The sequence below is a fragment of the Nonomuraea cavernae genome (assembly GCF_014646355.1).
Lineage (GTDB): Bacteria > Actinomycetota > Actinomycetes > Streptosporangiales > Streptosporangiaceae > Nonomuraea > Nonomuraea cavernae.
In genome coordinates this window covers 1-23,353 of record NZ_BMNH01000044.1, presented here as the reverse complement: position 1 = coordinate 23,353, position 23,353 = coordinate 1, and the positions used below count along the sequence as shown (strand labels likewise).

The window sequence follows — 23,353 nt, the reverse complement described above, 5'->3', positions numbered from 1 at the left end:
GGATGTTGCGGGCGTTCTTCAGGACCGAAGCGGGGAGCACCAGCGTGCTGCTGGGCGCCACCCTGCTGGCCCTCCTCTGGGCCAACTCGCCCTGGGGCGACACCTACGACGCCTTCTGGCACACCCCGATGGGCCTGTCGTTCGGCACCGCCGACTTCTCCCTCGACCTGCGCCACTGGGTCAACGACGGCCTGATGGCGATCTTCTTCTTCCTCATCGGTCTCGAGATCTCCTACGAGGTCCGGCTGGGGCAGCTCAGGGACCGGCGGCTGATCGCCGTCCCGGCCATCGCCGCGCTCGGCGGCATCCTGCTGCCCGCCGGCGTCTACCTCGCGCTGAACGCCGGCGGGCCCGGCGCGGGCGGCTGGGGCATCCCGATCGCCACCGACACCGCCTTCGTGCTGGGGCTGCTCGCCATCGTGGGAGCCAGGTGCCCGGACCCGCTGCGGGCGTTCCTGCTCACGCTGGCGATCGTGGACGACGTGCTCGCGATCATCGTCATCGCGATCTTCTACACCGAGAGCCTGTCCGTCGTCGCGCTGCTCATCGCCGCGGCGCTGCTGGCGGCGATCATGACGTTGCGGTGGCTGAAGATCTGGCGGGCGCCCGCGTACATCGTGCTCGGGTTCGGGCTGTGGGTGGCGACGCTGGAGAGCGGCGTGCACCCCACGCTGGTCGGCATCGCGCTGGGGGTGCTGGTCTTCGTGTACGCGCCGAGCGAGTACAAACTGCTGGCCGCGGGCGAGGCGGTGCACGAGTTCACCAACGACCCCAACCCCCGCGCGGCGCGCGAGGTGACGCGGCGGGTGCAGCGGGCCGTCTCGGTCAACGAGCGGCTGCAACTGCGGCTGCATCCGTGGAGCGCGTACGTGATCGTGCCGGTGTTCGCGCTGGCCAACGCCGGGGTGCGGCTGGACGCCGAGACGCTGCGCCAGGCCGCGACCTCGCCCATCGCCATCGGCGTGGCCCTCGGCCTGCTGTTCGGCAAGTTCGCCGGCATCGCGCTCGGCACCTGGCTGCCGCTGCGGCTCAACTGGGGCGTGCTGCCGGGAAACCTGGTGTGGGGGCAGTTGTTCGGCGGCGCGGCGGTGTCGGGCATCGGCTTCACGGTGTCGCTGTTCATCGTCGACCTGGCCTTCGACGACACCTCGCTGCACAACCAGGCCAAGATCGGCATTCTGGCCGGCTCCCTGATGTCGGCGCTGGCCGGCTGGATCATCTTCCGGATGGCCTGGGACCGCGGCGGGGTGTGCGCGCCGCCCGAGGCCGAGCCGGAGGAGGAGCTGCCCGACCGGCTGAGCGTCCCGGTGGGCCCCGGCGACCACGTGCGCGGCCCGGCCGGCGCGAAGGTGACGATCGTCGAGTACGGCGACTTCGAGTGCCCCTACTGCGGCCGGTTGCACCCGGTCCTGCGGCAACTGCTCGACGAGCGGCGCGACGTGCGGCACGTGTTCCGGCACTTCCCGCTGCGCGCCATCCACCCGAGGGCCTTCCCCGCCGCGCTGGTCGCCGAGGCGGCCGCCGAGCAGGGCAGGTTCTGGGAGATGCACGACGTCCTCTTCGCCAACCAGCGGGCCCTGACCGACGCCGACCTGGCCCGCTACGCCGCCGACCTGGGCGTGGACCCCTGGCCCGACCCCGCCCGGCAGACCGCCCGGATCGCCGCCGACGAGCAGTCGGGCCACGCGAGCGGGGTGCGCGGCACGCCCACCCTGTTCGTCAACGGGGTCCGCTACCAGGGCAAGCTGGACCGCGTCTCGCTCTCCCGGGCCATCGACGCGGCCCACGCTCGGGTGAACGTGGCCGCGGCCGAATCCGATCCCGGCAGTTAACCGATATTTCCCGCTGATCTGGACGTAGCGTACGGATGTGACAATGGCCTTGTAGCCCGCCCCCTGCCCGTGTTCCGAGGATCCATGACTTCAGAACGTCCCGGCCCGCAGGACCCCGATCCCAGCCGGACGGTCAGGCACCGCTGGCCGCGTCCCGCCCCGCCGGAGAACCCGGGCACGCAGCGCCTGCCCTACACCCCCGACATGCTGCCCGACGTCCCCCAGTACGAGACCAAGCCCAGCAGGTCCGGCTGGTGGTGGGCGATCGTGGTGGGCGGCATCGCGGTGCTCGTGGCGGCGCTGGCCGTGGCCGCGATCCTCTGGACGCGGGCCCAGGCCGATGCCCGAACGCCGGCCGGGCCGGTGGGAGCGCCCACGGGGCCGCCGCGGGTCACGGACACGCGCGCCCAGGTCTCCTACCTTCTCCCGGCGGGCTGGGCGAAGACCGGCGACCCGGCGTTCACCTCGGGCATCGCGCACGGCGGCACGACCGTGGTCGCGTTCCGTCAGGAGGGGCCCGCGCTGAGCCCCGAGCAGCTGCAGGCCAGGGCCCGCACCGTCGCGATGGAGACCGCCCGGCGCCTGCTGCCCGCCATCGACAGCGGCGAGGAGACGCGCACGCGGCCGCTGGAGCTCGGCGGCCTGCCCGCCGCGACGGCGTCGTTCCGGGTGGTCTTCGCCGGCGCCGGCCAGGATCCCGCCTACGTCCGCCTGGTGGCGGTGCAGGCGGACGGCGCGATCTCCTACGTCTACGGCAACGCCGAGCCCGACGGACAGGCGGCCCGCCAGGCGCTGGACGCGATCCTGGACAGCGTCACGCCCGCGCGAACTCCATGATCCAGTTGGTCTCCCAGGTCTGCTCGCCGTCCACCGAGAAGGCCTGCTCCCACCGGCAGGCGTCCTCCCCCAGGACGGTCCAGACGAAGCGGCAGCGCACGGGCCTCCCCTCGTCGGTGTCGTCGGCGTAGAACTCGCCCCGGCGCCCCTCGAAGCGGCCGACCATGGGCGGCAGGCCGAGCACGCCCGTGACGCTGCTCGCCCAGTAGATCGACCACAGCTCGGTGGCCGGGTCGTAGATCCGGAGCGTCAGCCCGGCGTAGCCCTTGGTCGGGAAGACGATCTCGTCGAAGTTGGCGGCGCCGTCGAAGTGCCGGGTGATGACGGACCTGCCGGGGAACTCCTCCCACTCGTCGCTGCCCGCGAGCCGCTTGACGAGCCGGGTGTTGGTCACGTTCCAGGTGCCGATGAGGAAGTCGAAGTCGTTCATGAGCGAGACCGTAGGGCAGGGTCACTGACAGGTAATGTCAGTGAATATGCGCGCATCTCGCCTCGTTTCGATCCTGCTTCTTCTGCAGACCCGCGGCCGCATGACCGCGCAGGCCCTCGCCGAGCGGCTCGAGGTCTCGGTCCGGACGATCTACCGTGACGTCGAGTCGCTGCACGCGGCCGGCATCCCGCTGTACGGCGACGCCGGCCCCAGGGGCGGCTACCAGCTGCTCGACGGCTATCGCACCAGGCTGACCGGGCTGACCCCCGACGAGGCGGAGTCGCTGTTCCTGGCCGGGCTGCCGGGGCCCGCGGCCGAGCTGGGGCTGGGCGCGGTGGTGACGGCCGCGCAGCTCAAGCTGATGGCCGCGCTGCCCGAGGAGCTGCGCGACCGGGCCGGACGGATCCAGCAGCGCTTCCATCTCGACGCCCCCTCCTGGTACCGCGACCAGGACCCTGTCCCCCATCTGCCCGCCGTGGCCGACGCCGTGTGGAACGAGCACGCGCTCCAGATCAGGTACCGCCGGTGGAAGGCTCCCCAGGAGGTGGACCGGCGGCTGGAGCCGTACGGGCTGGTGGTCAAGGCGGGGCGGTGGTATCTGGTGGCGCGGTCCGGCGAGCAGGTGCGCACCTACCGGGTCTCGCAGATCCTCCGCCTGCGGCCGTTGCCCGAGCGCTTCACCCGGCCCGAGGACTTCGACCTGGTCGCCTACTGGCAGGGCCACCTCGCGGAGTTCGAGGCCCGGCTGCGCTGGGGGCAGGCGGTGGTGCGGCTGTCGCCGGACGGGCTGCGCCGACTCGCCGACCTGATGACGCCCGGCGTGGTCACGGCGGCGCGGGCCAGCGCCGAGCCGGCCGACGCGGAAGGCTGGACGCGGGTGACGGTGCCGATCGAGTCGATCGGCCACGCGGTGGGCGAGTTCCTCAGGCTGGGGGCCGACGCCGAGGTGATCTCCCCGCCGGAGCTGCGCGAACGGGTGCTCACCGCCGCCGAGCAGGTGGCCCTGCTCTATCGCGCCGGCCACATCGGGAATTCCATCTTTCCGACTTAATGTTGGTATCTTGCCAACGGCGCGTCGGCAAGTCGGGGCGCTCGTCCGTCCCCGTGTAAAAGGAGTGCCATGTTCCTGGCCTGGCGCGAGCTGGTCTTCGCCCGCGCACGTTTCGGCCTGATGGGCGGCGTCGTCGCCCTCATCGCGATCCTCGTCGTCCTGCTGTCCGGCCTGTCCTCCGGGCTCGTCAACGACGGCGTCTCCGGGCTCCAGCGGCTGCCCGTCACCGCGTTCGCCTTCGCCGAGGGCACCAAGACCGACTCCGCGTTCTCCCGCAGCACCGTCAACCTGAACCAGGCCGAGGCGTGGAAGGGCCGCGACGACGTCGCCGACGCCGCGGCGTTCGGCAACATGCTGGTCAACGCCAAGGCCACGACCGCCGCCGGCAGTCAGGTGCCGATCGATCTGGCCCTGTTCGGCGTCGAGCCCGGCTCGTTCCTCGCGCCCACCGTCTCCGACGGCGCCGGGCTCGGCGACCCCGACGGGATCGTGGTCAGCCAGACCGTCCTGGACGAGGGCCTGGCCATCGGCGACACCGTCGTCATCGACCGCCTGGGCACCCGGCTCAAGGTCGTCGGCAGCACGGGCGACCAGCGCACCTTCGGGCACGTCGACGTGGCGTACCTGCCGCTGCGCGCCTGGCAGCAGGTGCACGCCGGCGCCGGGCCGGACGACCAGGCGCGTGAGGGCGCGTACGAGGAGGCCACGGCCATCGCCCTGCGCGCCCGGGACGGCGACCGGATCGACCTGGCCGGCGGCGACGCCGCGGCGGGCACCACGAGCATGACGCTCGACGAGTCCTTCAGCGCCTCCCCCGGCTACTCCGCCGAGACCTCCACCCTCACCCTCATCCAGGTCTTCCTGTACGCCATCTCCGCGCTCGTCGTCGGAACGTTCTTCACCGTCTGGACGATCCAGCGCAAGCACGAGCTCGCCGTCGTACGGGCCATGGGCGCCTCGACCGGCTATCTCATGCGGGACACGATGATCCAGGCGACCGTGATCCTGACCGTGTCCACCGCCGCGGGCTTCCTGCTGGGGGTGGGCGGCGGCACCCTGCTCACCACGACCCCCATGCCGTTCGCGCTGGAGGCGGGCCCGCTCGTCTTCGCCGCCCTGCTCCTCGTCGGCCTCGGCCTCGCCGGCGCCGCGGCGGCCGTGGGCCGCATCGTCCGCGTCGACCCGCTCGCAGCCCTGGGAGGGCAACGATGACCACCCGCTCCACGTCCCCGCACCCGGACTCCCGCCGGGCCGGCGCCCAGGAACGGGGTGGCCTGCTGGTGGAGGGCGTCACCCTGTCCCTCGGCGACGGCGACGCCACGGTCACCGCGCTCGACGACGTCGACCTCGACGTGGCGTCCGGCGAGTTCGTCGCCATCGTCGGGCCGTCCGGCTCCGGCAAGTCGAGCCTGCTCGCCGTCGCCGGCGCGCTCACCACGCCCGACACCGGCCGGGTCCTGCTCGACGGCGTCGACATCTCGCGGGCGAGCTCCCGCGAGAAGGCGCGCCACCGCCGCGAGCGGATCGGGTTCGTCTTCCAGTCCGGCAACCTCATCCCCGCCCTCACCGCGCTCGACCAGCTCCGCTTCGCGCTCGACGTGGCGGGCAAGCGCGCGGGTGACGGGCACGACCCGCGAGAGCTGCTCGACCGGGTCGGCATGGGGCACCGCGCCGGGCACCGCCCCCACCAGTTGTCCGGCGGCGAGCGGCAGCGGGTGGGCATCGCCCGCGCGCTCGTCACCCGCCCGGCCGTGCTGCTGGTGGACGAGCCGACCGCCGCGCTCGACCGCGCCCGCAGTGACGACATCGTCAAGCTGCTCGCGCACGAGACGCACGAGTCCGCCGTGGCCACGATCATGGTCACCCACGATCACGACGTGCTCGGCCACTGCGACCGCGTCCTGTCGATGGTGGATGGGAGACTGTCGGAGTAGGCCGACCATGGTGGAGGAGGGCAGGTGCCACGCATCCAGGCGCCGACCGTCGCCGAGCATCGGGCCGCCCAGCACCGGGCGCTGCTCGACGCGGCCAGGCAGATCCTCGCGGAGACCGGCCGGCCACCGACGCTGACCCGGGTCGCGGCACGCGCCGGGCTGGCCCGGCCCAGCCTCTACCAGTACTTCCGGTCATCGGAGGACCTGCTCAACGCGCTGGTGGAGGACGTCTTCCCTCGCTGGTCGGCCCGGGTCGCCGCCGCGATGGAGGCCGCCGCGACCCCCGCCGACCGCGTGCTCGCCTACGTGCTGACCAACTTCGAGCTCATCACCGAGGGCGAGCACGCGCTGGCCACCGTCCTGGCGGAGGTCGCGCCGGGCGAAGCGGTCGCCGAGCAGAGCCGTGCCATGCACGAGCAGCTGCTGGAGCCGCTGGTGGATGCGCTGCGCCACCTCGGCGTCCCCGCGGTGTCCGAGACGGCCGAGATGATCAACGCCATCGTGTTCGCCGGATCCCGGCTGATCGAGTCCGGCACCGAGCTGGAGACCGTCTGGGAGTCCGCGCGGGCCCTGCTGGAGCCGTTCGTACGCGCCGCGGGCGAGACGACGGCCTGAGCGGGGCCGCCTCGTCTCCACCAGGACGAGACGGCTCGACAGATGTTGCGCCGCCCGCCGGATGCACGCGACGAATACCCGGTCCGTGAGATCCCGCCCCCGCCTAGCATCGTCGGCGAAACGGGCTCTATGCCCGAAAACGGCTTTTGTCGCACTGGGAGCTTTGTTGCCCGCTTCGATGCACTTTCCGCGGTCTGTCGCCTCGCGTTCCGGAGACAACCTCCACCAACTGCCCGAATTCCGTGACACGCAGGTGCTCGGCCTGCTGCCGGACACCCTCGGGGCCGACGCGGACATCACCTTCGGCGAGGTCACGCTCGCGCCCGGCCAGGTCGTGCCCACCCACAGCAACGGGCACGCCGAGGCGATCTTCATCGCCGAGGGCACGCTGCGGCTGTGGCGACCGGGCGGCTCGGTGGAGCTGTCGGCTCCGGGCGCCGCCTACTTCCCGCCCGGAGAGGCGCACTCCATCGCCAACCTCGGCGCCGAGCCCGCGCGCTTCTTCGTCGCCTACGCCACCGGCGGCCACGAGAAGACCGTGACCTCCCGGCTGCTGCCCGACACGGCGCTCGAATCGGGCGCGAACCCGAACACCGCCCCGTCCACGGGGCTGTTCGACCGGTGGGCGGTCGCCGAGGACATGGTCTCGTGGGTCCCGGTCGAGCCGTCGAAGGGGATGCGGCTGCGCTGCCGCTACCTGCTGGAGCCGGCGTCCGGCACCAAGGAGTTCGTGATCGGCACGGCGGGCGTCGACCCGCACCTGCACTACACGATCCACCGCCACGCCCCGGCGGAGATCTACCACGTGCTCGAGGGCACCGCGACGATCTACGTGGGCGACGACGCCTACGAGGTCGCGCCGGGCGACACGGTGTACGTGCCGGCGTGGGCTCCGCACGGCATCGACACCGGCGACTCCGAGCTGCGCATGTACTGGTTCTACACACTCGACGCGTGCGACGGCACCTGGGCCTGGGAGCCGCTGGAGCCGGTCTACTCCACGCCGCCGCGCCGTCCGCTGGAGACGGGCCCCCGCCGGGGATGTCACGTCTGATGGGCCGCACCCTCTTCACCGGCGGCCGGGTCTTCGACGGCACGGGCACCGCTCCCGAAGCCGCCGACGTACTCGTCGAGGACGGCGTCATCGTCGGGGTGGGCACCGAGCTCGCCATCGGCGACGGCGACCGGGTGGTCGACGCGACCGGCCGGATCGTCCTGCCCGGCCTGATCGACACGCACGTGCACCTGACGCTCTCCGACATCAACCTGGTCAACCGCGTCTCCAACCCGTTCTCGCTGCACTTCTTCCAGGCGGTGGTCAACTGCCGCAAGACGCTGGAGACCGGCATCACCACCGTGCGGGACGCGGCGGGCGCCGACCTCGGCCTGAAGCAGGCGCTGGCGCGGGGCCTGATCGAGGGTCCGCGCACCCTGATCGCGGTGAACATGATCAGCCAGACCGGGGGGCACAACGACGGCAACCTGAGCTGTGGCGTGGACCTGGCCCTCTTCGCCCAGCATCCGGGCGTGCCGTCGGGGATCGCCGACGGCCCCGACGAGATGCGCAGGACGGTCCGCACCATGCTGCGGGCCGGCGCTGACGTGATCAAGGTCGCCACCACGGGCGGCGTGCTGTCGCCCTCGGACGATCCGCGCCATGCCCACTTCCGCCCCGACGAGCTCGCCGTGCTGGTCGCCGAGGCCAACGCGGCGCACGTGCACGTGATGGCGCACGCCCAGGGCGTGGAGGGCATCAAGAACGCCGTACGCGCGGGGGTCCGCTCCATCGAACACGGCATCTTCCTCGACGACGAGGCGATCGAGCTCATGCTGGCGCACGGCACCTGGCTGGTTCCCACCCTCATCGCGCCGACGTCGGTCATCGAGGCGGCCCAGCGCGGCGAACTGCACGAGCCCGCCGTGCTCGACAAGGCGCTCGAAGTCGCGTCCGTGCACCGTGACGCCGTCGCCAAGGCCATCGAGGCGGGCGTCGACATCGCGCTCGGCACCGATACCGGAATCGGCCCGCACGGCGACAACCTGCGCGAACTTCCGCTGCTCGCGGAGTGCGGGCTGCCCGCGTACGAGGTGTGGGCCGCGGCCACCTCCCGGGCGGCGGAGCTGCTCGGCCTCTCGGACCGGATCGGCCGCGTCGCGCCGGGCCTGACGGCGGACCTGGTGCTGCTCGAAGGCGAACTAACCGATCTGTCCGACCTGCGCGGCCGGGTGACCGAGACGTGGCAGGCCGGCCGCCGCGTGTACAACCGAAGAGAGGACGGCAACCGCTCATGACCGCCGACCACGCCACCGCGTCCGGGACGAAGGAGACGGGAGCGTCGTCTCTCGCGTCGCTGCGGTCCTTCCAGGACTACCACTGGCTGAAGCTGAAGGTGTTCTACCAGGCGGTCGAGCGCCAGCACGGCGCCCCGGGCCTGGAGGCGATCGCCCGCGGAGTCCGCCAGGAGGGCGTCTTCCGCGGCACCGCCATGCGCGATCAGGCCGCCTCGTTCGTCACCGGCCGCGACCCGGCCGCGCTGCTCGAACACTGGGACAGCGGCGAATGGGAGCTGGCCGCCGCCGACGGCGAGCTCTCGGTCGCCACCGACGGGCCGGCCGTCGTGCTGACCCTGCCGGAGGCTCCCGGCCGGGCGTACCTGACCGAGCAGATCGGCGAGACCGCCGCCCTGTCCGCCCTGCGCCTCTACTGGCCGGAGCTGTCGGCGGGCATCGCGACGGGTTACGGCGCCGGGGTGGGCATCGAGGCCGACGACGTGGCCGCCCGTCCCTGGCGCCTGCGCGTCACGGGGGCCGATCCGGCGCAGCGGGCGCCGCGCCTCGGCGCCCTGGCGGCGGATCCGGTCCGGCTGATCGAGGTGAACCGGCGCACCACCGGCCTGCTCGCGGCGATGCAGATGTACATCTCGCGAGAGCTGGTACGGGCCTACGACGCCTCCGGCGAGGAGACCATCCGGCAGGCGGCCTACCGGTTCGGCGCCGACCGGGGCGGCGCGATCCGCGACCGCATGCTCGCCCTGGGCAAGCCGCTGACCATGGCCAACTTCGCGAGCACCGACGGCCTGCAGGAGCGCGACCCAAGCGAGGCGGTCTTCGTCTTCAAGGAGCGCCAGCACATCAGCGACGGCGCCTACTACCTCGACTGCACCTACTGCCCCCTGGCGGAGGTCTGGGCGTCGGAGGGCGAGGAAGGACTGCGGCTCGGCTACCTGTTCGACTCCTCCAACCACCGGGGGCTCTTCCAGGGCTACAACCCGGAGACCGAGGTGCGCTGGACGTCGGTGAAGTCGCGCGGCGACCAGGTCTGCAGGTTCCGCTTCACCGTTCCCGGGCTGCTCACCGAGGACGATCCCACCCCTGAGGAGTTCGACCGTCTGGGCTAAATATCGCTTTAATAGCTATTTGCCCAGGTGAGGGGGTTTTGCCCCTACGATGGCGGCATGATTGCCGAGCTGCAACGCATCGCCGACCGGTTGGGGGCGGCCCTTGACCGGCCGGTGGCGATCGACGACACGCAGCTCCGGCAGTACGTCTACACCTACCATCCCAGCGGCAACGACCCGGCCCGTGAGCAGGCCATCCTGCGCCGTCACGCCGGCCCCGACATCCTGCGCTGGATCACCGTCCACCGGGCCCCGGAACGCAAGGGCGCCTTCCTGCTCCCCGCCAACCCCGCCATCGGGATGACCTGCCCGCGCTGGGCCGCGGTCGCCCGCGTCGGCGGCAAGGCCGTCGCCTACATCTGGGTGCAGGTCGACGATCCCGAGCTGGCCGAGTCGCGGCGACGCCGGATCGAGGCCGCCGCCGAGAGCGTCGCCGAGGTGTTCCAGCGCCAGCGGCACATCGACGAGCTGCGCAGCCTCAGCGAGCGGGAGAGCCTGATCCGGCTGCTGTCCGACGACATCGAGGCCCGCGTCCGCGCGGTCGAGCGCATCGCCGACGCGGACATCTTCCGGCACGAATGGCCGGCCGCCGTGGCGGTGTTCCTGCCTGTCTCCGGCACCGGGGCCGGGCTGGGCGAGGCCGAGCGGTCGAGCCTGTCGGCGGCCCTCGAATCGGTGCGGATGACCCTTCCCGCGAGGCAGACCCTGAGCCTGGTACGCCAGAACCACGGCCTCCTGGTGATGGCCAGGCCGGACGACGGGGCGGTGCCGAGGCACACCCTGGACCAGAGACTCGCCGAGACGGCCCGGGAGAAGATCGAGCTGGCCCTGTCGGCGACCGGTCCGTTCACCGTCTGGGCCGGCGTGGGCAACGCGTGCCCGCAGCTCACGGAGCTGGTCGCCTCCTACCGCGAGGCGCTGCGCGGCGCCCAGGTGGCCGCCTCCCTCGGCAGCATGGCCCGGACCGTGCACCACAGCGGCCTCGGCGTGTACGCGCGCATCGCCCAGCTCGTGAACGACCAGCCGGAGGAGGTCGTCCTCCATCCCGGCATCCGCCTGCTGATCGACCGGGAGAGCGTGGGCGCCCCGCTGGCCGAGACGCTGGAGGTCTTCCTCGACAACGCCGGAGACGTGGCGCGCTCCGCCCAGCGGCTGCACCTGCACCGCGCCTCGCTCTACGGGCGGCTGCGCCGCATCGAGGAGCTCACCGGCCTGGACCTGGGCAACGGCCACGATCGCCTGGTCGCCCATCTGGAGCTGAAACTGGCCCGGCTCCTGCGGCTGCGTCAGCCGTACGGCGTGGACGCGGCCGGCGCCGCGAGCACCGGCTCCCCCGCGTTAAGCGACACGTAGGCGAGCGTACGCCAACGGCCGGAGACGCCCGCCGGTCATGATCCCCGCCCTCGACGCGCCCGCCGGTTCGCGTCGCGTTGACAAATGTCGCTCCACCCGTCCCGACGTGCAACATCTGTCGGCAGTCAGCGGAAGGTCACTCTGCGAAGATTCCGGCAATCCCACCCCTTCCCTGGAGGTTCGATGACCGCTCTCCACCGGATCCCGCCCCGGCGGGCACTCCGCGCTCCACTGTCGTGTTCCAGGTAGGGGGCGGACGATGAACCGGACGACGAGACTGCTCACCCTCGCGCTGACCGCCACGCTCGCGCTGACCGCGTGCGGTGGCGGCTCCGGCGACGCCGGCTCGGGCGCCGGCCAGACCACCGCCAAGCCCGCCGGCACCTGGGCCAGCGCCGATCCCGCGCTGGCCGAGGAGCTCAAGGCCGCCGGGTTCACCGGCCCGCTCAAGGGCGCGACCGACCTCACGATCGGCATGCCGTGGGCGGTGGACGAGGGCGGCAAGCCCGCCGGGCTCGACATCGACCTGGGCGAGGCCCTGGGCGATGTGCTGGGCACCGAGATCGACCTGCAGAACACCAGCTTCGACAGCCTGATCCCCGGGCTGGCGGCGGGCCGCTACGACGTGACGATCTCCGCGATGCTGGACAACAAGAAGCGCCAGGAGCAGGTGGACTTCGTCGACTTCATCATCGACTCCTCCGGCTTCGTCGTCACCGCCGACAGCGACATCGACGACCTGACGCTGGAGACCAGCTGCGGCCGGACCATCGGCGTGGTGCGGGGCAGCGCCGAGGAGATGTACCTGTCGGAGCAGAGCACCAAGTGCGAGCAGGCCGGCAAGCCCGCCGTCAAGCTGCAGGTGTTCCAGCAGCTCCAGCAGGCCATGCTGGCCGTCACCAGCGGCCGCATCGAGGCGCTGTGCGGCGACAGCCTGCAGAACGCCTACCTGGAGGCCAAGCCCGACTCCAAGATCAAGCAGGTCGGTGAGGCGATCAACGAGGCGCCGGTGGGCATGGCCCTGCCGAAGGGCAGCAAGCTCGTGCCGGTCCTGCAGAAGGCCCTGCAGAAGCTCGTCGACGACGGCGCCTACCTCAAGATCCTGGAGAAGTACGGCGTCGCGGACGGCGCGCTGACCAAGATCACTGTGAACGATGCCCGAAGCTGACCGTACGACCTCCCTGGACGACGGCAACGTGGCAGGGGACCCGCGGGGGCACGGCGACGACGTACGCGCCGTGCCGCTGCGGCACCCCGGCCGCTGGGTCGCCTCGGCACTCGTGCTCGTCGTCGCGGTGGCGGTCGCCTCCTCCCTCGTCACCAACGAGCGCTTCCAGTGGGACGTCGTCGGGGAGTACTTCTTCTCCTCGGCGATCCTGTCCGGCCTGTGGACCACGCTCTGGCTGACCGCGGTGTCCATGACCATCGCGGTGGTCCTCGGCATCATCATCGCGTTGATGCGGCTCTCGCCGAATCCGGTGCTGAAGGGCGGCGCCAACCTCTACACGTGGTTCTTCCGCGGCACCCCGCTGCTGGTTCAGCTGATCTTCCTGTTCAACATCTCCGCGCTGTATCCCGTGCTGACCGTCGGCGTGCCGTTCGGCCCCAAGTTCTTCGACATCCCGGCCAACGACATCCTCACTCCGGCGCTGGTCGCCATCATCGGGCTGTCGCTCAACGAGGCCGCCTACATGGCCGAGATCGTGCGGGGCGGCATCAACTCCGTCGAACACGGCCAGACCGAGGCCGCCCAGGCGCTCGGCCTGCGCCGCTCGGTCATCATGCGGCGCATCGTGCTGCCGCAGGCCATCCGGGTCATCCTGCCGCCCACCGGCAACGAGACGATCTCGATGCTGAAGTACACCTCGCTGATCAGCGTGATCGCGATGCCCGAGTTGCTCTACTCGGCACAGGTCATCTACTCGCGGACCTACGAGACGATCCCGCTGCTGATGGTGGCCAGCCTCTGGTACCTCATCGTGACCAGCGTGCTCACCCTCGGCCAGACCTATCTGGAACGCAGGACGTCCCGCCACCGGCGGACGACCGAGACCTTCGCCGGCGGCCTGCTGCGCCGGCTCCGGCCGCACGACACGCGGGTGACCGCGGGGAGGGAACGCCCATGACGACATCCGAAGCGTCCGCGTCCCCGCCCGCGGTCCGCATCCGCGGCGTCCGCAAGTCCTTCGGCCGGCTCGAAGTGCTGCGCGGCATCAACCTGGAGGTGTGGCCCGGCGAGGTCGTCTGCCTGATCGGGCCGTCCGGCTCGGGCAAGTCCACGCTGCTGCGCTGCGTCAACCACCTGGAGAAGGTCGACGGCGGCCGGATCGAGGTGGACGGCGAACTCGTCGGCTACCGCCGCAAGGGCGACAAGGTCTACGAGCTGAAGGACCGCGAGATCTGCCGCAAGCGCGAGCAGATCGGCATGGTCTTCCAGCAGTTCAACCTCTTCCCCCACATGACCGTCCTCGGCAACGTCGTCGAGGCGCCAGTACGGCTCGGCAAGATGCGGCAACGGGAGGCCGAGGCCGCCGGTCGCGAACTGCTGGCCAGGGTCGGTCTCGCGGAGAAGGAGTCGGCGTACCCGAGGCAGCTCTCCGGGGGCCAGCAGCAGCGGGTGGCGATCGCCCGCGCGCTGGCCATGCGCCCGCGCCTGATGCTCTTCGACGAGCCGACGTCGGCGCTGGACCCGGAGCTGGTGGGCGACGTCCTGGCGGTGATGGGCGACCTGGCCCGGGACGGCATGACCATGATCGTGGTCACCCACGAGATGGGGTTCGCCCGCGAGGTCGCCGACCGGGTGGTGTTCATGGACCAGGGGCGGCTCGTCGAGCAGGGCCACCCGTCCGAGATTTTGGAGCGCCCGAGCCACGAACGGACCCAGGCCTTCCTGCGCCGGGTCCTCTAGCTCGGGACACAGGAAGGAGACAACGATGACCGCACGCGAGGAATGGCTGCGCGCGCACGACGTGGCGCACCTCAAGGAGCCCGGCATCGTGCTCAACGGCAGGTTCGAGGACCGCTTCGAGCCCCGGGTGTGGAACTGGCTGCGTCCTTGGGACTTCGACTCGTCCTTCGACGTCGGTCTGGTGGGTGTGGGCCTGTCGACGACCTCGATCCTGCCGACGAGCTGTTTCGCGGCGCCGGACGCGCTGCGGCTGTCCACGCCGTCCTTCACCACCTACAGCCCCGACTTCGACGTGGACCTGGCCAGCATGACGGCCCGGGATCTCGGCGACATCGCCGTGCCGGTGCTGGACCAGTACGAGGGCCTGCGGCGCATCGAGGACACCATGTCCGCGCTGTGGCGGGCCTCGGGTGACTCGTTCCTGGTGCTGATCGGCGGCGACCACGCCATCACGGCGCCGGCCGCGCGCGCCTTCGCCCGCACCCACCCCGGGCAGAAGCTCGGCCTCATCCACTTCGACGCGCACAACGACGTACGGGTCATGGACCACGGCCCGACCAACGGCACGCCCATCCGCCAGCTCCTCGAATCCGGTCTCCCCTTCTCGGGCAAGAACCTGGTGCAGGTCGGCATCCACGGCTTCATGAACGCCAGCTACTACAAGCGGTGGGTCGAGGGACAGGGCGGCACCATCATCACCGGCCGCCAGGTGCGCCGGACGGGCATCGACGCCGTGATCGAGCAGATGGTGCGGATCGCCGGCGACGGCACCGACGCGATCTACGTCACCGTGGACGTCGACGTGCTGGAGCTCGGCTACGCGACCGGCACCGGAGCGGCCACCCCGGAGGGCCTGCACCCGGTCGACCTGTACGAGGCGCTGTACGCGCTGGGCCAGCACCCGAAGGTGGCGGCGATCGACTTCGTGGAGCACGACCCGTCCCGGGACGTCTCCGCGATGACGGGCCGCACCATGACCGGGGGCCTGCTCAGCTTCCTGGCCGGCCTCTTCCTGCGCCGCAACGACGGCTGGCGCGGCTACGACCCGACCCCCATCACCCACGAGGACTGACGATCCGCCGCCCGTGAGCCGGAGGGCAGTTCCGGGTCGGCGAGCCGCTCCAGCAGCAGCCTGAGCAGCGGGGTGATCTCGACGCCGATGGGCGTGGGAGAGATCGCGGTCATGCTGCCGAAGCCGAAGAAGTTGGCGCCGCACCAGGTGCCGGCGATCGCCGAGCCGGAGTGCAGCGTGCCCGCGGGCATCCACAGCCCCAGGGACGGGTGACCGTCCAGACCTCCGCCCCCGCCACGGCCGTGGACGCGCCCCGCTCGTTCCAGAGCAGCTCGTGGAAGGGGTGGGAGTGCTCGTTCCAGGTGGTGTCGCGGGCGATGGTCTCGCTCCAGCCGAGGATCACGAACGGCGTCTCGACCGACCCCGCCGCGAGGGCGGGCAGGATGGATGCGGGCCTCTCTGGTCATGGGAGGACGCGGTGGAGCGCGAGCGGCATTCCCCCACCCTAGTGAGCGCGGCAGCACGACGACCGGGCGGCACCCTCGGGCTCCCCAGCCGGGAAAATCGTGAAACGCCCGGCTTGACTAGGCTTGGGGGGTGAACCCTTCTGAAATCCGTACGGTGGCGACCGAGGCCGAGCTCCGGGAGATCGTAGTGGAGCCGAGGCAGAACGCCTGGGACAAGGACATCGGCCGGATCGACGAGCACGCGCGCACGATCATCGCCCACTCTCCGTTCGTCCTGCTGGCGACCTCCAACGCGGACGGAGCCTGCGACCTCTCGCCGCGAGGGGACCCCGCCGGGTCGGTCCTGGTCCTCGACGACCACCGGCTGGTGCTCGCCGACCGGCCCGGCAACCACCGGCTCGACAGCCTCCGCAACATCGTGCACAACCCCCACGTCGGGCTGCTGTTCATCGTGCCGGGGATGAACGAGACACTGCGCGTCAACGGCCGCGCGACGCTCGTGTCGGACGCCCCGTTCTTCGACGACCTGACCGTCCAGGGCAAGCGGCCGCGGCTGGCGGTGCTCGTCGACGTCGAGGAGCTGTACATGCACTGCGCGAAGGCGTTCCTGCGCTCGTCGCTGTGGCGGCCCGAGACCTGGCCGGATCGCGGCGGCCTGCCCACGCTCGGCCGGATCGCCAAGGACCAGCTGCGCATCAAGGGCGTATCCGCCAAGGAGCTCGACGAGGGGCTCGACCTGGACGCCAGGACGAACCAGTACTGACGTCCCGCGCACTCAGTTGGTCACCCAGCGACGCGAAAGGCCGCTTCCCACGACTGGGAAACGGCCTTTGACCTGGGTGGTGTGTTCACTAGTGGGGGTGAGCTGGGGCGGGGCGGAGCCTGGAAGATCGCCTTACGAGATGGAGATGATCGTTTCCGGGCCCCCACCACGGACTCGACTTCACCGACAGCGCCGAGATCCCGGTATCGGGATCGGTCAGTCGTTGCGGGGTTTGCTGAACTCTTCGATCAGCACGGGATACTGCTCCCCACCGTGTCCGGCGGCGATCGAGCGGTCGGCCATCGCCTTGATCAACTTCGGCAGTTCGGCGTTGACCCCCACTGCCTCGCTCTCCTCGATCAGGTGTGCCATCGCCCGCACGTCGGTCTCCAGGGCCGACACCTCGGCCGGGAAGGAGCCACTGTCGATCTGCTCGGCATATCCGGGCAGCCATTCGGCCACACCGGCGGCGATCTGCCGCGCGAACGGCGCATACGTCGCGGCGTCAACACCGGCCGTCCTGAGCAGGGCCGTGCCGTGGAGCCAGGCGTTCAGGACGCTCCACATCATGGCGAGGCCGGCCACGTCGTACAGGGACGCCAGCCCATGGTCCGCACCAAGGTAGGTGACGGTGCCGAGCGCGTCGAGCGTTGCCTTGTGGATCTCGAAGCCCGACCGCGGCCCGCTGTGCAGAATCACCGCCTCGGCGGTCCCGATCGCCGGCGGGATGGCCATGATGGCCCCGTCCAGGTAATGGGCGCCACGCTGCTCGGCCCATTGGGCGGCTTCCCGGGCCTGGGCCGAGTCGCCCGAGGTCAGATTGATCAACATCTTGCCGTCCAGCTCGCTGTCGCTCACACCGAGCAGCTCGTACACGGCCTGGTAATCGGTGACGCAGACGATCGTCAGGGAACCAGCCCTGAGCGCGTCGCCGACCGTTGGCGCCAGCCGTGCCCCCTCGGCCACCAGCTGGTCGGCCTTGGAGGTGGTGCGGTTCCACACGGTGGTGGGATGCCCGGCTTTCAGGAACGCGCCGGCGAGTGCCCGGCCCATCAGTCCGAGTCCGATGACTGTCACGGGTGTATCCGTTTTGCGGTTCATGGCAGCATCGTCAACGTTGATACCGGTGTGAAGGTCAAGTGAGGGTTCGATGCTGATCGGGGAACTTAGTCGTCGGACGGGCGTCAACGCCCATCAGTTGCGCTACTACGAGACCCAGGGTCTGCTGGAGGCGGACCGGGGCGCGAACGGTTACCGCGAGTACGACGAGAGCGCCGTGCTGCGGGTGAAGCAGATCCGGCACCTGCTTGGTGCGGGCTTGTCCTCTGAGGACATCGCGTACCTGCTGCCCTGCGCGGTCGGTGAGGCCCCGGAGCTGCTCGGATGTCCCGAGTTGCTGGCCGCGATGCGGTCACGGCTGCAGCGCCTGGACGATCAGATGGCAAGGCTCGCCCAGTCCCGCGACGCGCTCACCCACTACATCGACGCAGCCGATCGAATGGCCGGCGAGAGCTACCCGCCCTTTGACGACGCTGACCAGGAACCCGTCCCCGCCTGAGCCATCTGTTGGGTTTCGGCAAGGGGCCCAGGGGGCGTTCAAGCTCACCTGTCAGTCCCCTCAAACCGGGGAGACGGTCCTGCGCCGCAGCAGCGCTCTGGAGCGCCGTCAGATCAGCAGGAGAGTCTTGCCCAGGGCACTTCGCGACTCGATCGTGGCGTGCGCGTCCGCAGCGCGCTCCAAGGGGAAAGTCTGCCCGATGATCGGCTGGATCCGGCCCGCCGCCGCTTCCGACATCACCCGCTCGGCCCAGCCTCGCATCTTCGGCCCGAAGCCGAAGAGCTGCTCGATCCCGATCACCTCGACTCCGCGTCGTCGCGCCTGGGCAGGATCGATCTCCGTGACGTGACCGCTGGAAGCACCGTGGACGGAGAAGCGGCCGCCGACCGCCGTCACCTCGAACGCGGCCTGGCCGATCGCTCCGCCGACCCCGTCGAACACCACATCAGGACCCGCACCACCGGTGGCCTCGCATACCTGCTTCGCCCAATCCGGGTCCGAGTAGTCGACCGCGGCATCCGCGCCCAGATCACGGACCATCTCCAGCTTCCGTGCACCGCGCGCGGCTCCCACGACCCTGGCGCCTGCCGCCCGGACCAACTGCACCAGCAGAGTACCGACACCTCCGCCTGCCGCCTCGACCAGCACCCACTCCCCGGGAAGAATCCGAGCTCCCTCGACCAGCCCCAGTGCGGTGCCGCCGTCGGTATGCAGAGCGGTGGCCTCGGGCAGCCTCAGCCCATCCGGCACCGGAATCAGATTCTGCACCACGGCCACCGCACGCTCGGCGAACCCGCCGGTCTCCCCCACATCGGCGAGGACACGCCGTCCGGACCAGCTCGGATCCACGCCCTCCCCGACCGAACCCACCTGGCCGGCCACCGTACCGCCCGGCACGTACGGCAGTGCGGGTCTGTCATGCCACTTGTCGACCCCACGCCGGATCTGCGTCTCGACAAACGTGATGCCCGCAACGGATACGTCGACCACTACCTGTCCCGGTCCGGCGACCGGCTCCGGCGCCTCACCTGGAACCAGAACCTCAGGACCTCCGAAACGTGTCGCCCGCACCACTCGCACGTCGATCACTCCCCTGCGCTCAGCTTGTCCGACAGCGACGCAGAGCACTCTTCACCCTCAACCGAGGTTGAGGTCAAATGATGATGTACTACGGCATGCGGCCCTGCACCGGTCGCGGACGAGCCGCATCCGCCTGCCACACACCACCTGTCGGCGGCGAGCAAGCCACCGTCGGACCGCCGACCTGCCCCTGCTCTGCCCCGGTACGACGAAAGCCCGGCTCCATGTTCTGGAACCGAGCTTTCGACCTGGTGGATGATGTGGAGCTATGGGGATTCGAACCCCAGACCTCCTCCATGCCATGGAGGCGCGCTACCAACTGCGCCATAGCCCCTGGTCACCGCCACGAGTCTGCTCGCGGGCGGCGCTCCGGCAGCATATATCCAACCCCGGGATTCGCCTAATCGCACGGGGCCGCGCACCATGCGGCCCGTGCTCATGTGTCATCAGGCCACGGCGTCGGGACGGTCGTCGCTGTTGACGGGCTCCGGCAGCGTGCCCGCGTTGTGCTCCAGGAGGCGCCACCCCTTGCGCCCCTCCTGCAACACCGACCACGAGCAGTTGCCCAGCCCGCCCAGGGCCGGCCAGAGCTGCTCGGGCAGGCCGAGCAGCTCGCAGATGCCGAGCCGCAGCGCGGCGCCGTGCGAGGCGACGACCAGCAGGCCGTCGTCCTCCAGCCGGGACGCCCAGCGGCGCATGGCCGCGGCCACCCTCAGGGCGACGTCACCGACCAGCTCGCCGTCGGGCGCCTCCCAGGCCACGTACTCCTCCGGCCAGCGGGCGGCGATCTCCTCGCGGGTGAGCCCCTCCCACTGGCCGCCGCCCCGCTCTCGGAAGTCCTTGTCGACCAGCACGTCCAGGCCGGCGATCCGGCCGAGCGCGAGCGCGGTGTCGTTGGCCCGTTGCAGGTCGGAGGAGACGATCAGCGTCGGACGCAGCGACGCCAGCAGGGAGGCCGCCCTGGCCGCCTGGGCCTGGCCGGTCTCGTCGAGCGGGATGTCGGAGTGGCCCTGGAAGCGCTGTTCGACGTTCCACAGTGTCTGGCCGTGCCGCAGGCAGACGATGCGCCTGCTCAAGTGCGGGCCCGCTGGATGTTGGCCTGCATCACGCTCTCCGGCAGCGCGATGGCCGGGCAGTCCTTCCACAGGCGCTCGAGCGCGTAGAAGGTGCGGTCCTCCTCGTGCTGGACGTGCACGACGATGTCGATGTAGTCGAGGAGCACCCAGCGGCCTTCGCGCTCGCCCTCGCGGCGCACCGGCTTGGCGTCGGCCTCGGTGCGCAGCTTGTCCTCGATCTCGTCGACGATGGCGCGTACCTGGCGGTCGTTCGTGGCGGAGCAGAGCAGGAACGCGTCGGTGATGACGAGCTGCTCGCTCACGTCGTAGGCGAGGATGTCATCGGCCAGCTTGTCGGCCGCGGCTTCGGCGGCGATCTGCACCAGCTGGACGGCTCTCTCAGATGCGGTCACGATGCGGGTCTGTCCTCCTGTGTCGGCAGCATGCCCTTGCCCCCGAGCCTACCCTTCCCGGCACAGACACCTCACGTACGGCTCGAAGACCCTAGGCGCCCGCGGCCCGGTAGAGCCCGCGCTTGTTGATGTACTGGACGATGCCGTCGGGCACCAGGTACCAGATCGGCTCCCCCTTGGCCACACGCTGCCTGCACTCCGACGACGAGATGGCCAGGGCCGGGATCTCCAGCAGCGTGACCTTGCCCTCGGGCAGCCCGGGATCGTGCAGGGTGTGCCCGGGCCTGGTGCAGCCGACGAAGTGGGCGAGCTCGAACAGCTCGTCGGCGTCCTGCCAGGTGAGGATGGCGCCGAGCGCGTCGGCACCGGTGATGAAGTAGAGCTCGCAGTCGTGCCGGTAGATGTCCGAGACATCGCGCAGGGTGTCGATGGTGAAGGTCGGCCCGGGGCGGTCGACGTCGACCCGGCTGACCGAGAAACGCGGGTTCGACGCCGTCGCGATGACCGTCATCAGATAGCGGTCCTCGGGCGCCGACACCTCGCGCTCCGCCTTCTGGTACGGCCTCCCCGTCGGCACGAAGACGACCTCGTCGAGGTCGAAGTGATGGGCCACCTCACTGGCGGCGACCAGGTGGCCGTGGTGGATGGGATCGAACGTCCCGCCCATGACACCAACGCGTCGCTTCCCCTGAGCGCCAGGCGCGTTCATCATGAAACGGACCTTACGCGGAAGCCGCGACCCAACATGATGGCACCCCCCTTCGTGATGAACGCGCATCCCTTCCCCGGCGGACGTAGCATGCCGGGCATGACGACCACCCCGGACCGCAACCGCGTCCAACTGCCCGGCATCTCGTCCCGTGCCTACGAACACCCCGCAGACCGGTCGGCTCTGGTCGCTCTGCGTAAGTTGAGCGGGTTCGACACGGTCCTCAAGCAGATGTCCGGCCTGATCAGCGAGCGCCGACTGCGCCTGATGTACCTCGCGTCGGCCGTGCGCGTGAGCGAGACCCAGTTCCGCTCCCTCTACGACATGGGCCGCGACGCCGCCTACACCCTCGACCTGCACCGGATCCCCGAGATCTACGTTCAGCAGGACCCCCAGGTGCAGGCGAAGGCCATCGGCTTCGACGACCCGTTCATCGTCGTGACCACCGGCCTGCTCAACCTCATGAACGAGGAGGAGCAGCGTTTCGTCATCGGCCACGAGACCTCGCACATCCTGTCGGGTCACGCGGTCTACCGGACGATGCTCGACATCCTCACCCGCCTCGCCACCCGCGTCGCCTGGATCCCGCTCGGCTACATCGGCCTGCGCGCGATCGTCGCGGGGCTCGAAGAGTGGTATCGCAAGTCCGAGCTGTCCTCCGACCGCGGCGGCCTGCTCACCGGCCAGGACCCCGAGGCGGCCAAGCGCGCGCTGATGAAGCTCGCCGGCGGCGACTACACACACGAGATGAACATCGAGGCGTTCCTGGAGCAGTACCACGAGTACGACACCGCAGGCGACCTGCGCGACGGCTTCCTCAAGGTCCTCAACCTGCTCGGCACCACCCACCCGTTCGCCGTGGTGCGCGTGGCCGAGCTGGACAAGTGGCACCGCAGCGGCGACTACGACCGCATTCTCGGCGGCGACTACCCGCGCAGGGAGGACGACGCCAACGCCAGGGTCACCGACGAGGTCAAGGCGGCGGCCGAGTCCTACCGCGAGTCCTGGTCACAGTCGCAGGACCCGTTCATCGGCGTGCTGCGCGACGTGGCCGAGGGCGCGGTCAACGCGGGCGAGCGCATCTTCAACCGCTTCTCCCGCCGTGACGGCGGCCAGGGCTGATCCGTCCGAGCAGCAGGGGTCAGAGCAGCAGGGCGATCGCGCGTACGGCAGCCGCGCACAGGGCGACGAACCCGCCCAGCACGGCCAGTGCGCGCAGCCCTTCCCGGCGCAGCTCCGGCAGGTGCTCGCCGATCCGCTCGATCTCGCGGCCGGTGATGCCGCCGCACAGCATGCCGAACACCACGCCGGCGGCGGTGACCGGAGCGGGCTGCAGCCACCAGTCGGCGGCGATCTGACCGCCGCCGATGAGCCAGAGCGCTCCGCCGGCCGCCACCGAGACGGGCACACCCGGCCACACCACCGCGGTCACGGCCGACCCGGCGAGCGCGAAGGGGAACAACAGCACCCGCAGTGCCGTCCGCCACCGCCGTGACGTGCGTTTCCGCACCATCCAGTGGCTCATCCAGACCAGCCTGATGAGCACCACGAACACCGCGGTGATGACGATGGTCGCGATCGGCCAGATCACGGACGCCACCACACACGGCACGGCCAGCACGGCCAGCAGCAGCAGCGCCGTGTTGCCCGCCGGCAGCGTGGTGGCGCCCGACTCGGCGCGGCGCTGCTTGGCGGTGCCGGTCGCGGCCTTGGTCCGGGCCCGTCCTGCTTTGGCGGCCTCCGCCGCACGAGCCCGGACCCTGGCGTCATTGACCCGTCCGCGTGGCGCGGGCACCTTCCCCTCGGCGGCCGTGCGCGTCCGGGCCGCCCCCTCGGTCGCCGTACGGCTCCGCGCCGGCCCCTCGGCGGCGGCGCGACTCCGCGCCGTTCCGTCGGCGGCCGCACGGCCGCGCGCTCCCGCGGCGGCGGCGAGCTGGA

General features: G+C 70.8%; 24 protein-coding genes, 1 tRNA gene and 1 pseudogene. 17 read left to right on the top strand and 9 right to left on the bottom strand.

What is annotated here, in order from left to right:
* Nucleotides 1-2: 2 nt before the first annotated feature.
* Complete coding sequence (gene nhaA / locus IEY82_RS36855; RefSeq protein ID WP_189128926.1) at nucleotides 3-1,832, top strand: Na+/H+ antiporter NhaA; 1,830 nt, start codon at nucleotides 3-5, stop codon at nucleotides 1,830-1,832.
* 84 nt (nucleotides 1,833-1,916) lie between these two features.
* Nucleotides 1,917-2,669 (top strand): hypothetical protein, encoded by a 753-nt coding sequence (locus IEY82_RS36850; protein WP_189128925.1) that lies wholly within the window; start codon nucleotides 1,917-1,919, stop codon nucleotides 2,667-2,669.
* On the opposite strand, the gene IEY82_RS36845 is transcribed toward IEY82_RS36850, so the two are convergent.
* Nucleotides 2,647-3,099, bottom strand: a complete 453-nt coding sequence (locus tag IEY82_RS36845; protein ID WP_189128924.1) for a hypothetical protein — start codon at nucleotides 3,097-3,099, stop codon at nucleotides 2,647-2,649. The genes IEY82_RS36850 and IEY82_RS36845 overlap by 23 nt on opposite strands.
* 46 nt (nucleotides 3,100-3,145) lie before the next feature.
* Between IEY82_RS36845 and IEY82_RS36840 the strand changes: the two genes are divergently transcribed.
* The 12 genes from IEY82_RS36840 (at nucleotide 3,146) to IEY82_RS36785 (ending at nucleotide 15,430) form a co-directional block, all read left to right on the top strand.
* Nucleotides 3,146-4,150 carry a helix-turn-helix transcriptional regulator gene (locus IEY82_RS36840; protein ID WP_189128923.1) on the top strand — a complete coding sequence of 335 codons (1,005 nt, stop codon included), beginning with the start codon at nucleotides 3,146-3,148 and terminating at the stop codon, nucleotides 4,148-4,150.
* A 69-nt stretch (nucleotides 4,151-4,219) separates the two neighbouring features.
* Nucleotides 4,220-5,362, top strand: a complete 1,143-nt coding sequence (locus IEY82_RS36835; protein WP_189128922.1) for an ABC transporter permease — start codon at nucleotides 4,220-4,222, stop codon at nucleotides 5,360-5,362.
* Nucleotides 5,359-6,084 (top strand): ABC transporter ATP-binding protein, encoded by a 726-nt coding sequence (locus IEY82_RS36830; RefSeq protein WP_189128921.1) that lies wholly within the window; start codon nucleotides 5,359-5,361, stop codon nucleotides 6,082-6,084. The genes IEY82_RS36835 and IEY82_RS36830 overlap by 4 nt, the downstream gene beginning before the upstream one ends.
* A 24-nt stretch (nucleotides 6,085-6,108) precedes the next feature.
* On the top strand, nucleotides 6,109-6,699 hold the full coding sequence (locus tag IEY82_RS36825; RefSeq protein ID WP_189128920.1) for a TetR/AcrR family transcriptional regulator: 591 nt from the start codon (nucleotides 6,109-6,111) through the stop codon (nucleotides 6,697-6,699).
* A 178-nt stretch (nucleotides 6,700-6,877) separates the two neighbouring features.
* Nucleotides 6,878-7,753: a dimethylsulfonioproprionate lyase family protein gene (locus IEY82_RS36820; protein ID WP_189128919.1), complete on the top strand. Its 876-nt coding sequence runs from the start codon at nucleotides 6,878-6,880 to the stop codon at nucleotides 7,751-7,753.
* Entirely contained in the window at nucleotides 7,753-8,991 is a 1,239-nt protein-coding gene (locus tag IEY82_RS36815) for a metal-dependent hydrolase family protein (RefSeq protein WP_189128918.1), read from the top strand. The genes IEY82_RS36820 and IEY82_RS36815 overlap by 1 nt, the downstream gene beginning before the upstream one ends.
* Nucleotides 8,988-10,097, top strand: a complete 1,110-nt coding sequence (locus IEY82_RS36810) for an L-2-amino-thiazoline-4-carboxylic acid hydrolase (RefSeq protein ID WP_189128917.1) — start codon at nucleotides 8,988-8,990, stop codon at nucleotides 10,095-10,097. Before IEY82_RS36815 ends, IEY82_RS36810 begins: the two co-directional genes overlap by 4 nt.
* A 57-nt stretch (nucleotides 10,098-10,154) precedes the next feature.
* Nucleotides 10,155-11,450, top strand: coding sequence for a PucR family transcriptional regulator (locus IEY82_RS36805; protein ID WP_189128916.1), 1,296 nt, complete (start codon nucleotides 10,155-10,157; stop codon nucleotides 11,448-11,450).
* Between the two features lie 259 nt (nucleotides 11,451-11,709).
* Complete coding sequence (locus tag IEY82_RS36800; RefSeq protein WP_189128915.1) at nucleotides 11,710-12,618, top strand: ABC transporter substrate-binding protein; 909 nt, start codon at nucleotides 11,710-11,712, stop codon at nucleotides 12,616-12,618.
* A complete protein-coding gene (locus IEY82_RS36795; RefSeq protein ID WP_189128914.1) occupies nucleotides 12,605-13,576 on the top strand; it encodes an amino acid ABC transporter permease in 972 nt (323 codons plus the stop codon). The genes IEY82_RS36800 and IEY82_RS36795 overlap by 14 nt, the downstream gene beginning before the upstream one ends.
* Entirely contained in the window at nucleotides 13,573-14,358 is a 786-nt protein-coding gene (locus IEY82_RS36790) for an amino acid ABC transporter ATP-binding protein (protein ID WP_189128913.1), read from the top strand. The genes IEY82_RS36795 and IEY82_RS36790 overlap by 4 nt, the downstream gene beginning before the upstream one ends.
* A gap of 25 nt (nucleotides 14,359-14,383) precedes the next feature.
* Entirely contained in the window at nucleotides 14,384-15,430 is a 1,047-nt protein-coding gene (locus tag IEY82_RS36785) for an agmatinase family protein (RefSeq protein WP_189128912.1), read from the top strand.
* On the opposite strand, the gene IEY82_RS36780 is transcribed toward IEY82_RS36785, so the two are convergent.
* On the bottom strand, nucleotides 15,397-15,621 hold the full coding sequence (locus IEY82_RS36780) for a hypothetical protein (protein ID WP_189128911.1): 225 nt from the start codon (nucleotides 15,619-15,621) through the stop codon (nucleotides 15,397-15,399). The genes IEY82_RS36785 and IEY82_RS36780 overlap by 34 nt on opposite strands.
* A gap of 346 nt (nucleotides 15,622-15,967) precedes the next feature.
* Between IEY82_RS36780 and IEY82_RS36775 the strand changes: the two genes are divergently transcribed.
* Complete coding sequence (locus tag IEY82_RS36775) at nucleotides 15,968-16,600, top strand: pyridoxamine 5'-phosphate oxidase family protein (protein WP_189128910.1); 633 nt, start codon at nucleotides 15,968-15,970, stop codon at nucleotides 16,598-16,600.
* Between the two features lie 216 nt (nucleotides 16,601-16,816).
* Here IEY82_RS36775 and IEY82_RS36770 read toward each other — a convergent pair whose 3' ends face one another.
* Nucleotides 16,817-17,788, bottom strand: coding sequence for an NAD(P)-dependent oxidoreductase (locus IEY82_RS36770; protein WP_229697784.1), 972 nt, complete (start codon nucleotides 17,786-17,788; stop codon nucleotides 16,817-16,819).
* Between the two features lie 10 nt (nucleotides 17,789-17,798).
* Between IEY82_RS36770 and IEY82_RS36765 the strand changes: the two genes are divergently transcribed.
* On the top strand, nucleotides 17,799-18,158 hold the full coding sequence (locus IEY82_RS36765; RefSeq protein ID WP_308425904.1) for a MerR family transcriptional regulator: 360 nt from the start codon (nucleotides 17,799-17,801) through the stop codon (nucleotides 18,156-18,158).
* A gap of 108 nt (nucleotides 18,159-18,266) precedes the next feature.
* Here IEY82_RS36765 and IEY82_RS36760 read toward each other — a convergent pair whose 3' ends face one another.
* The 5 genes from IEY82_RS36760 to nadD form a co-directional block, all read right to left on the bottom strand.
* Nucleotides 18,267-19,247 carry a zinc-binding dehydrogenase gene (locus IEY82_RS36760; RefSeq protein ID WP_225264251.1) on the bottom strand — a complete coding sequence of 327 codons (981 nt, stop codon included), beginning with the start codon at nucleotides 19,245-19,247 and terminating at the stop codon, nucleotides 18,267-18,269.
* Nucleotides 19,248-19,499: 252 nt separating this feature from the next.
* A tRNA-Ala gene (locus IEY82_RS36755) sits at nucleotides 19,500-19,572 on the bottom strand.
* A 112-nt stretch (nucleotides 19,573-19,684) separates the two neighbouring features.
* Nucleotides 19,685-20,314 carry a histidine phosphatase family protein gene (locus tag IEY82_RS36750; RefSeq protein WP_189128908.1) on the bottom strand — a complete coding sequence of 210 codons (630 nt, stop codon included), beginning with the start codon at nucleotides 20,312-20,314 and terminating at the stop codon, nucleotides 19,685-19,687.
* A complete protein-coding gene (rsfS, locus tag IEY82_RS36745) occupies nucleotides 20,311-20,706 on the bottom strand; it encodes a ribosome silencing factor (RefSeq protein ID WP_189128907.1) in 396 nt (131 codons plus the stop codon). Before rsfS ends, IEY82_RS36750 begins: the two co-directional genes overlap by 4 nt.
* Before the next feature lie 91 nt (nucleotides 20,707-20,797).
* Nucleotides 20,798-21,418: a nicotinate-nucleotide adenylyltransferase gene (gene nadD, locus IEY82_RS36740; RefSeq protein ID WP_189128906.1), complete on the bottom strand. Its 621-nt coding sequence runs from the start codon at nucleotides 21,416-21,418 to the stop codon at nucleotides 20,798-20,800.
* 87 nt (nucleotides 21,419-21,505) lie between these two features.
* Here nadD and IEY82_RS36735 point away from each other — a divergent pair, with 87 nt between their 5' ends.
* Entirely contained in the window at nucleotides 21,506-22,537 is a 1,032-nt protein-coding gene (locus IEY82_RS36735; protein WP_372459761.1) for a M48 family metallopeptidase, read from the top strand.
* Between the two features lie 19 nt (nucleotides 22,538-22,556).
* Here IEY82_RS36735 and IEY82_RS36730 read toward each other — a convergent pair.
* Nucleotides 22,557-23,353 (bottom strand): annotated as a pseudogene (locus tag IEY82_RS36730) (serine/threonine protein kinase); the annotation flags it as partial.

Excerpts from the sequence above, each read along its gene's own strand:
- nhaA (WP_189128926.1), top strand. The coding sequence starts at position 3 with ATGTTGCGGGCGTTCTTCAGGACCGAAGCGGGGAGCACCAGCGTGCTG.
- IEY82_RS36850 (WP_189128925.1), top strand. The coding sequence starts at position 1,917 with ATGACTTCAGAACGTCCCGGCCCGCAGGACCCCGATCCCAGCCGGACG.
- IEY82_RS36845 (WP_189128924.1), bottom strand. The coding sequence starts at position 3,099 with ATGAACGACTTCGACTTCCTCATCGGCACCTGGAACGTGACCAACACC.
- IEY82_RS36840 (WP_189128923.1), top strand. The coding sequence starts at position 3,146 with ATGCGCGCATCTCGCCTCGTTTCGATCCTGCTTCTTCTGCAGACCCGC.
- IEY82_RS36835 (WP_189128922.1), top strand. The coding sequence starts at position 4,220 with ATGTTCCTGGCCTGGCGCGAGCTGGTCTTCGCCCGCGCACGTTTCGGC.
- IEY82_RS36830 (WP_189128921.1), top strand. The coding sequence starts at position 5,359 with ATGACCACCCGCTCCACGTCCCCGCACCCGGACTCCCGCCGGGCCGGC.
- IEY82_RS36820 (WP_189128919.1), top strand. The coding sequence starts at position 6,878 with ATGCACTTTCCGCGGTCTGTCGCCTCGCGTTCCGGAGACAACCTCCAC.
- IEY82_RS36815 (WP_189128918.1), top strand. The coding sequence starts at position 7,753 with ATGGGCCGCACCCTCTTCACCGGCGGCCGGGTCTTCGACGGCACGGGC.
- IEY82_RS36810 (WP_189128917.1), top strand. The coding sequence starts at position 8,988 with ATGACCGCCGACCACGCCACCGCGTCCGGGACGAAGGAGACGGGAGCG.
- IEY82_RS36805 (WP_189128916.1), top strand. The coding sequence starts at position 10,155 with ATGATTGCCGAGCTGCAACGCATCGCCGACCGGTTGGGGGCGGCCCTT.
- IEY82_RS36800 (WP_189128915.1), top strand. The coding sequence starts at position 11,710 with ATGAACCGGACGACGAGACTGCTCACCCTCGCGCTGACCGCCACGCTC.
- IEY82_RS36795 (WP_189128914.1), top strand. The coding sequence starts at position 12,605 with ATGCCCGAAGCTGACCGTACGACCTCCCTGGACGACGGCAACGTGGCA.
- IEY82_RS36790 (WP_189128913.1), top strand. The coding sequence starts at position 13,573 with ATGACGACATCCGAAGCGTCCGCGTCCCCGCCCGCGGTCCGCATCCGC.
- IEY82_RS36785 (WP_189128912.1), top strand. The coding sequence starts at position 14,384 with ATGACCGCACGCGAGGAATGGCTGCGCGCGCACGACGTGGCGCACCTC.
- IEY82_RS36780 (WP_189128911.1), bottom strand. The coding sequence starts at position 15,621 with ATGCCCGCGGGCACGCTGCACTCCGGCTCGGCGATCGCCGGCACCTGG.
- nadD (WP_189128906.1), bottom strand. The coding sequence starts at position 21,418 with ATGATGAACGCGCCTGGCGCTCAGGGGAAGCGACGCGTTGGTGTCATG.
- IEY82_RS36735 (WP_372459761.1), top strand. The coding sequence starts at position 21,506 with ATGCCGGGCATGACGACCACCCCGGACCGCAACCGCGTCCAACTGCCC.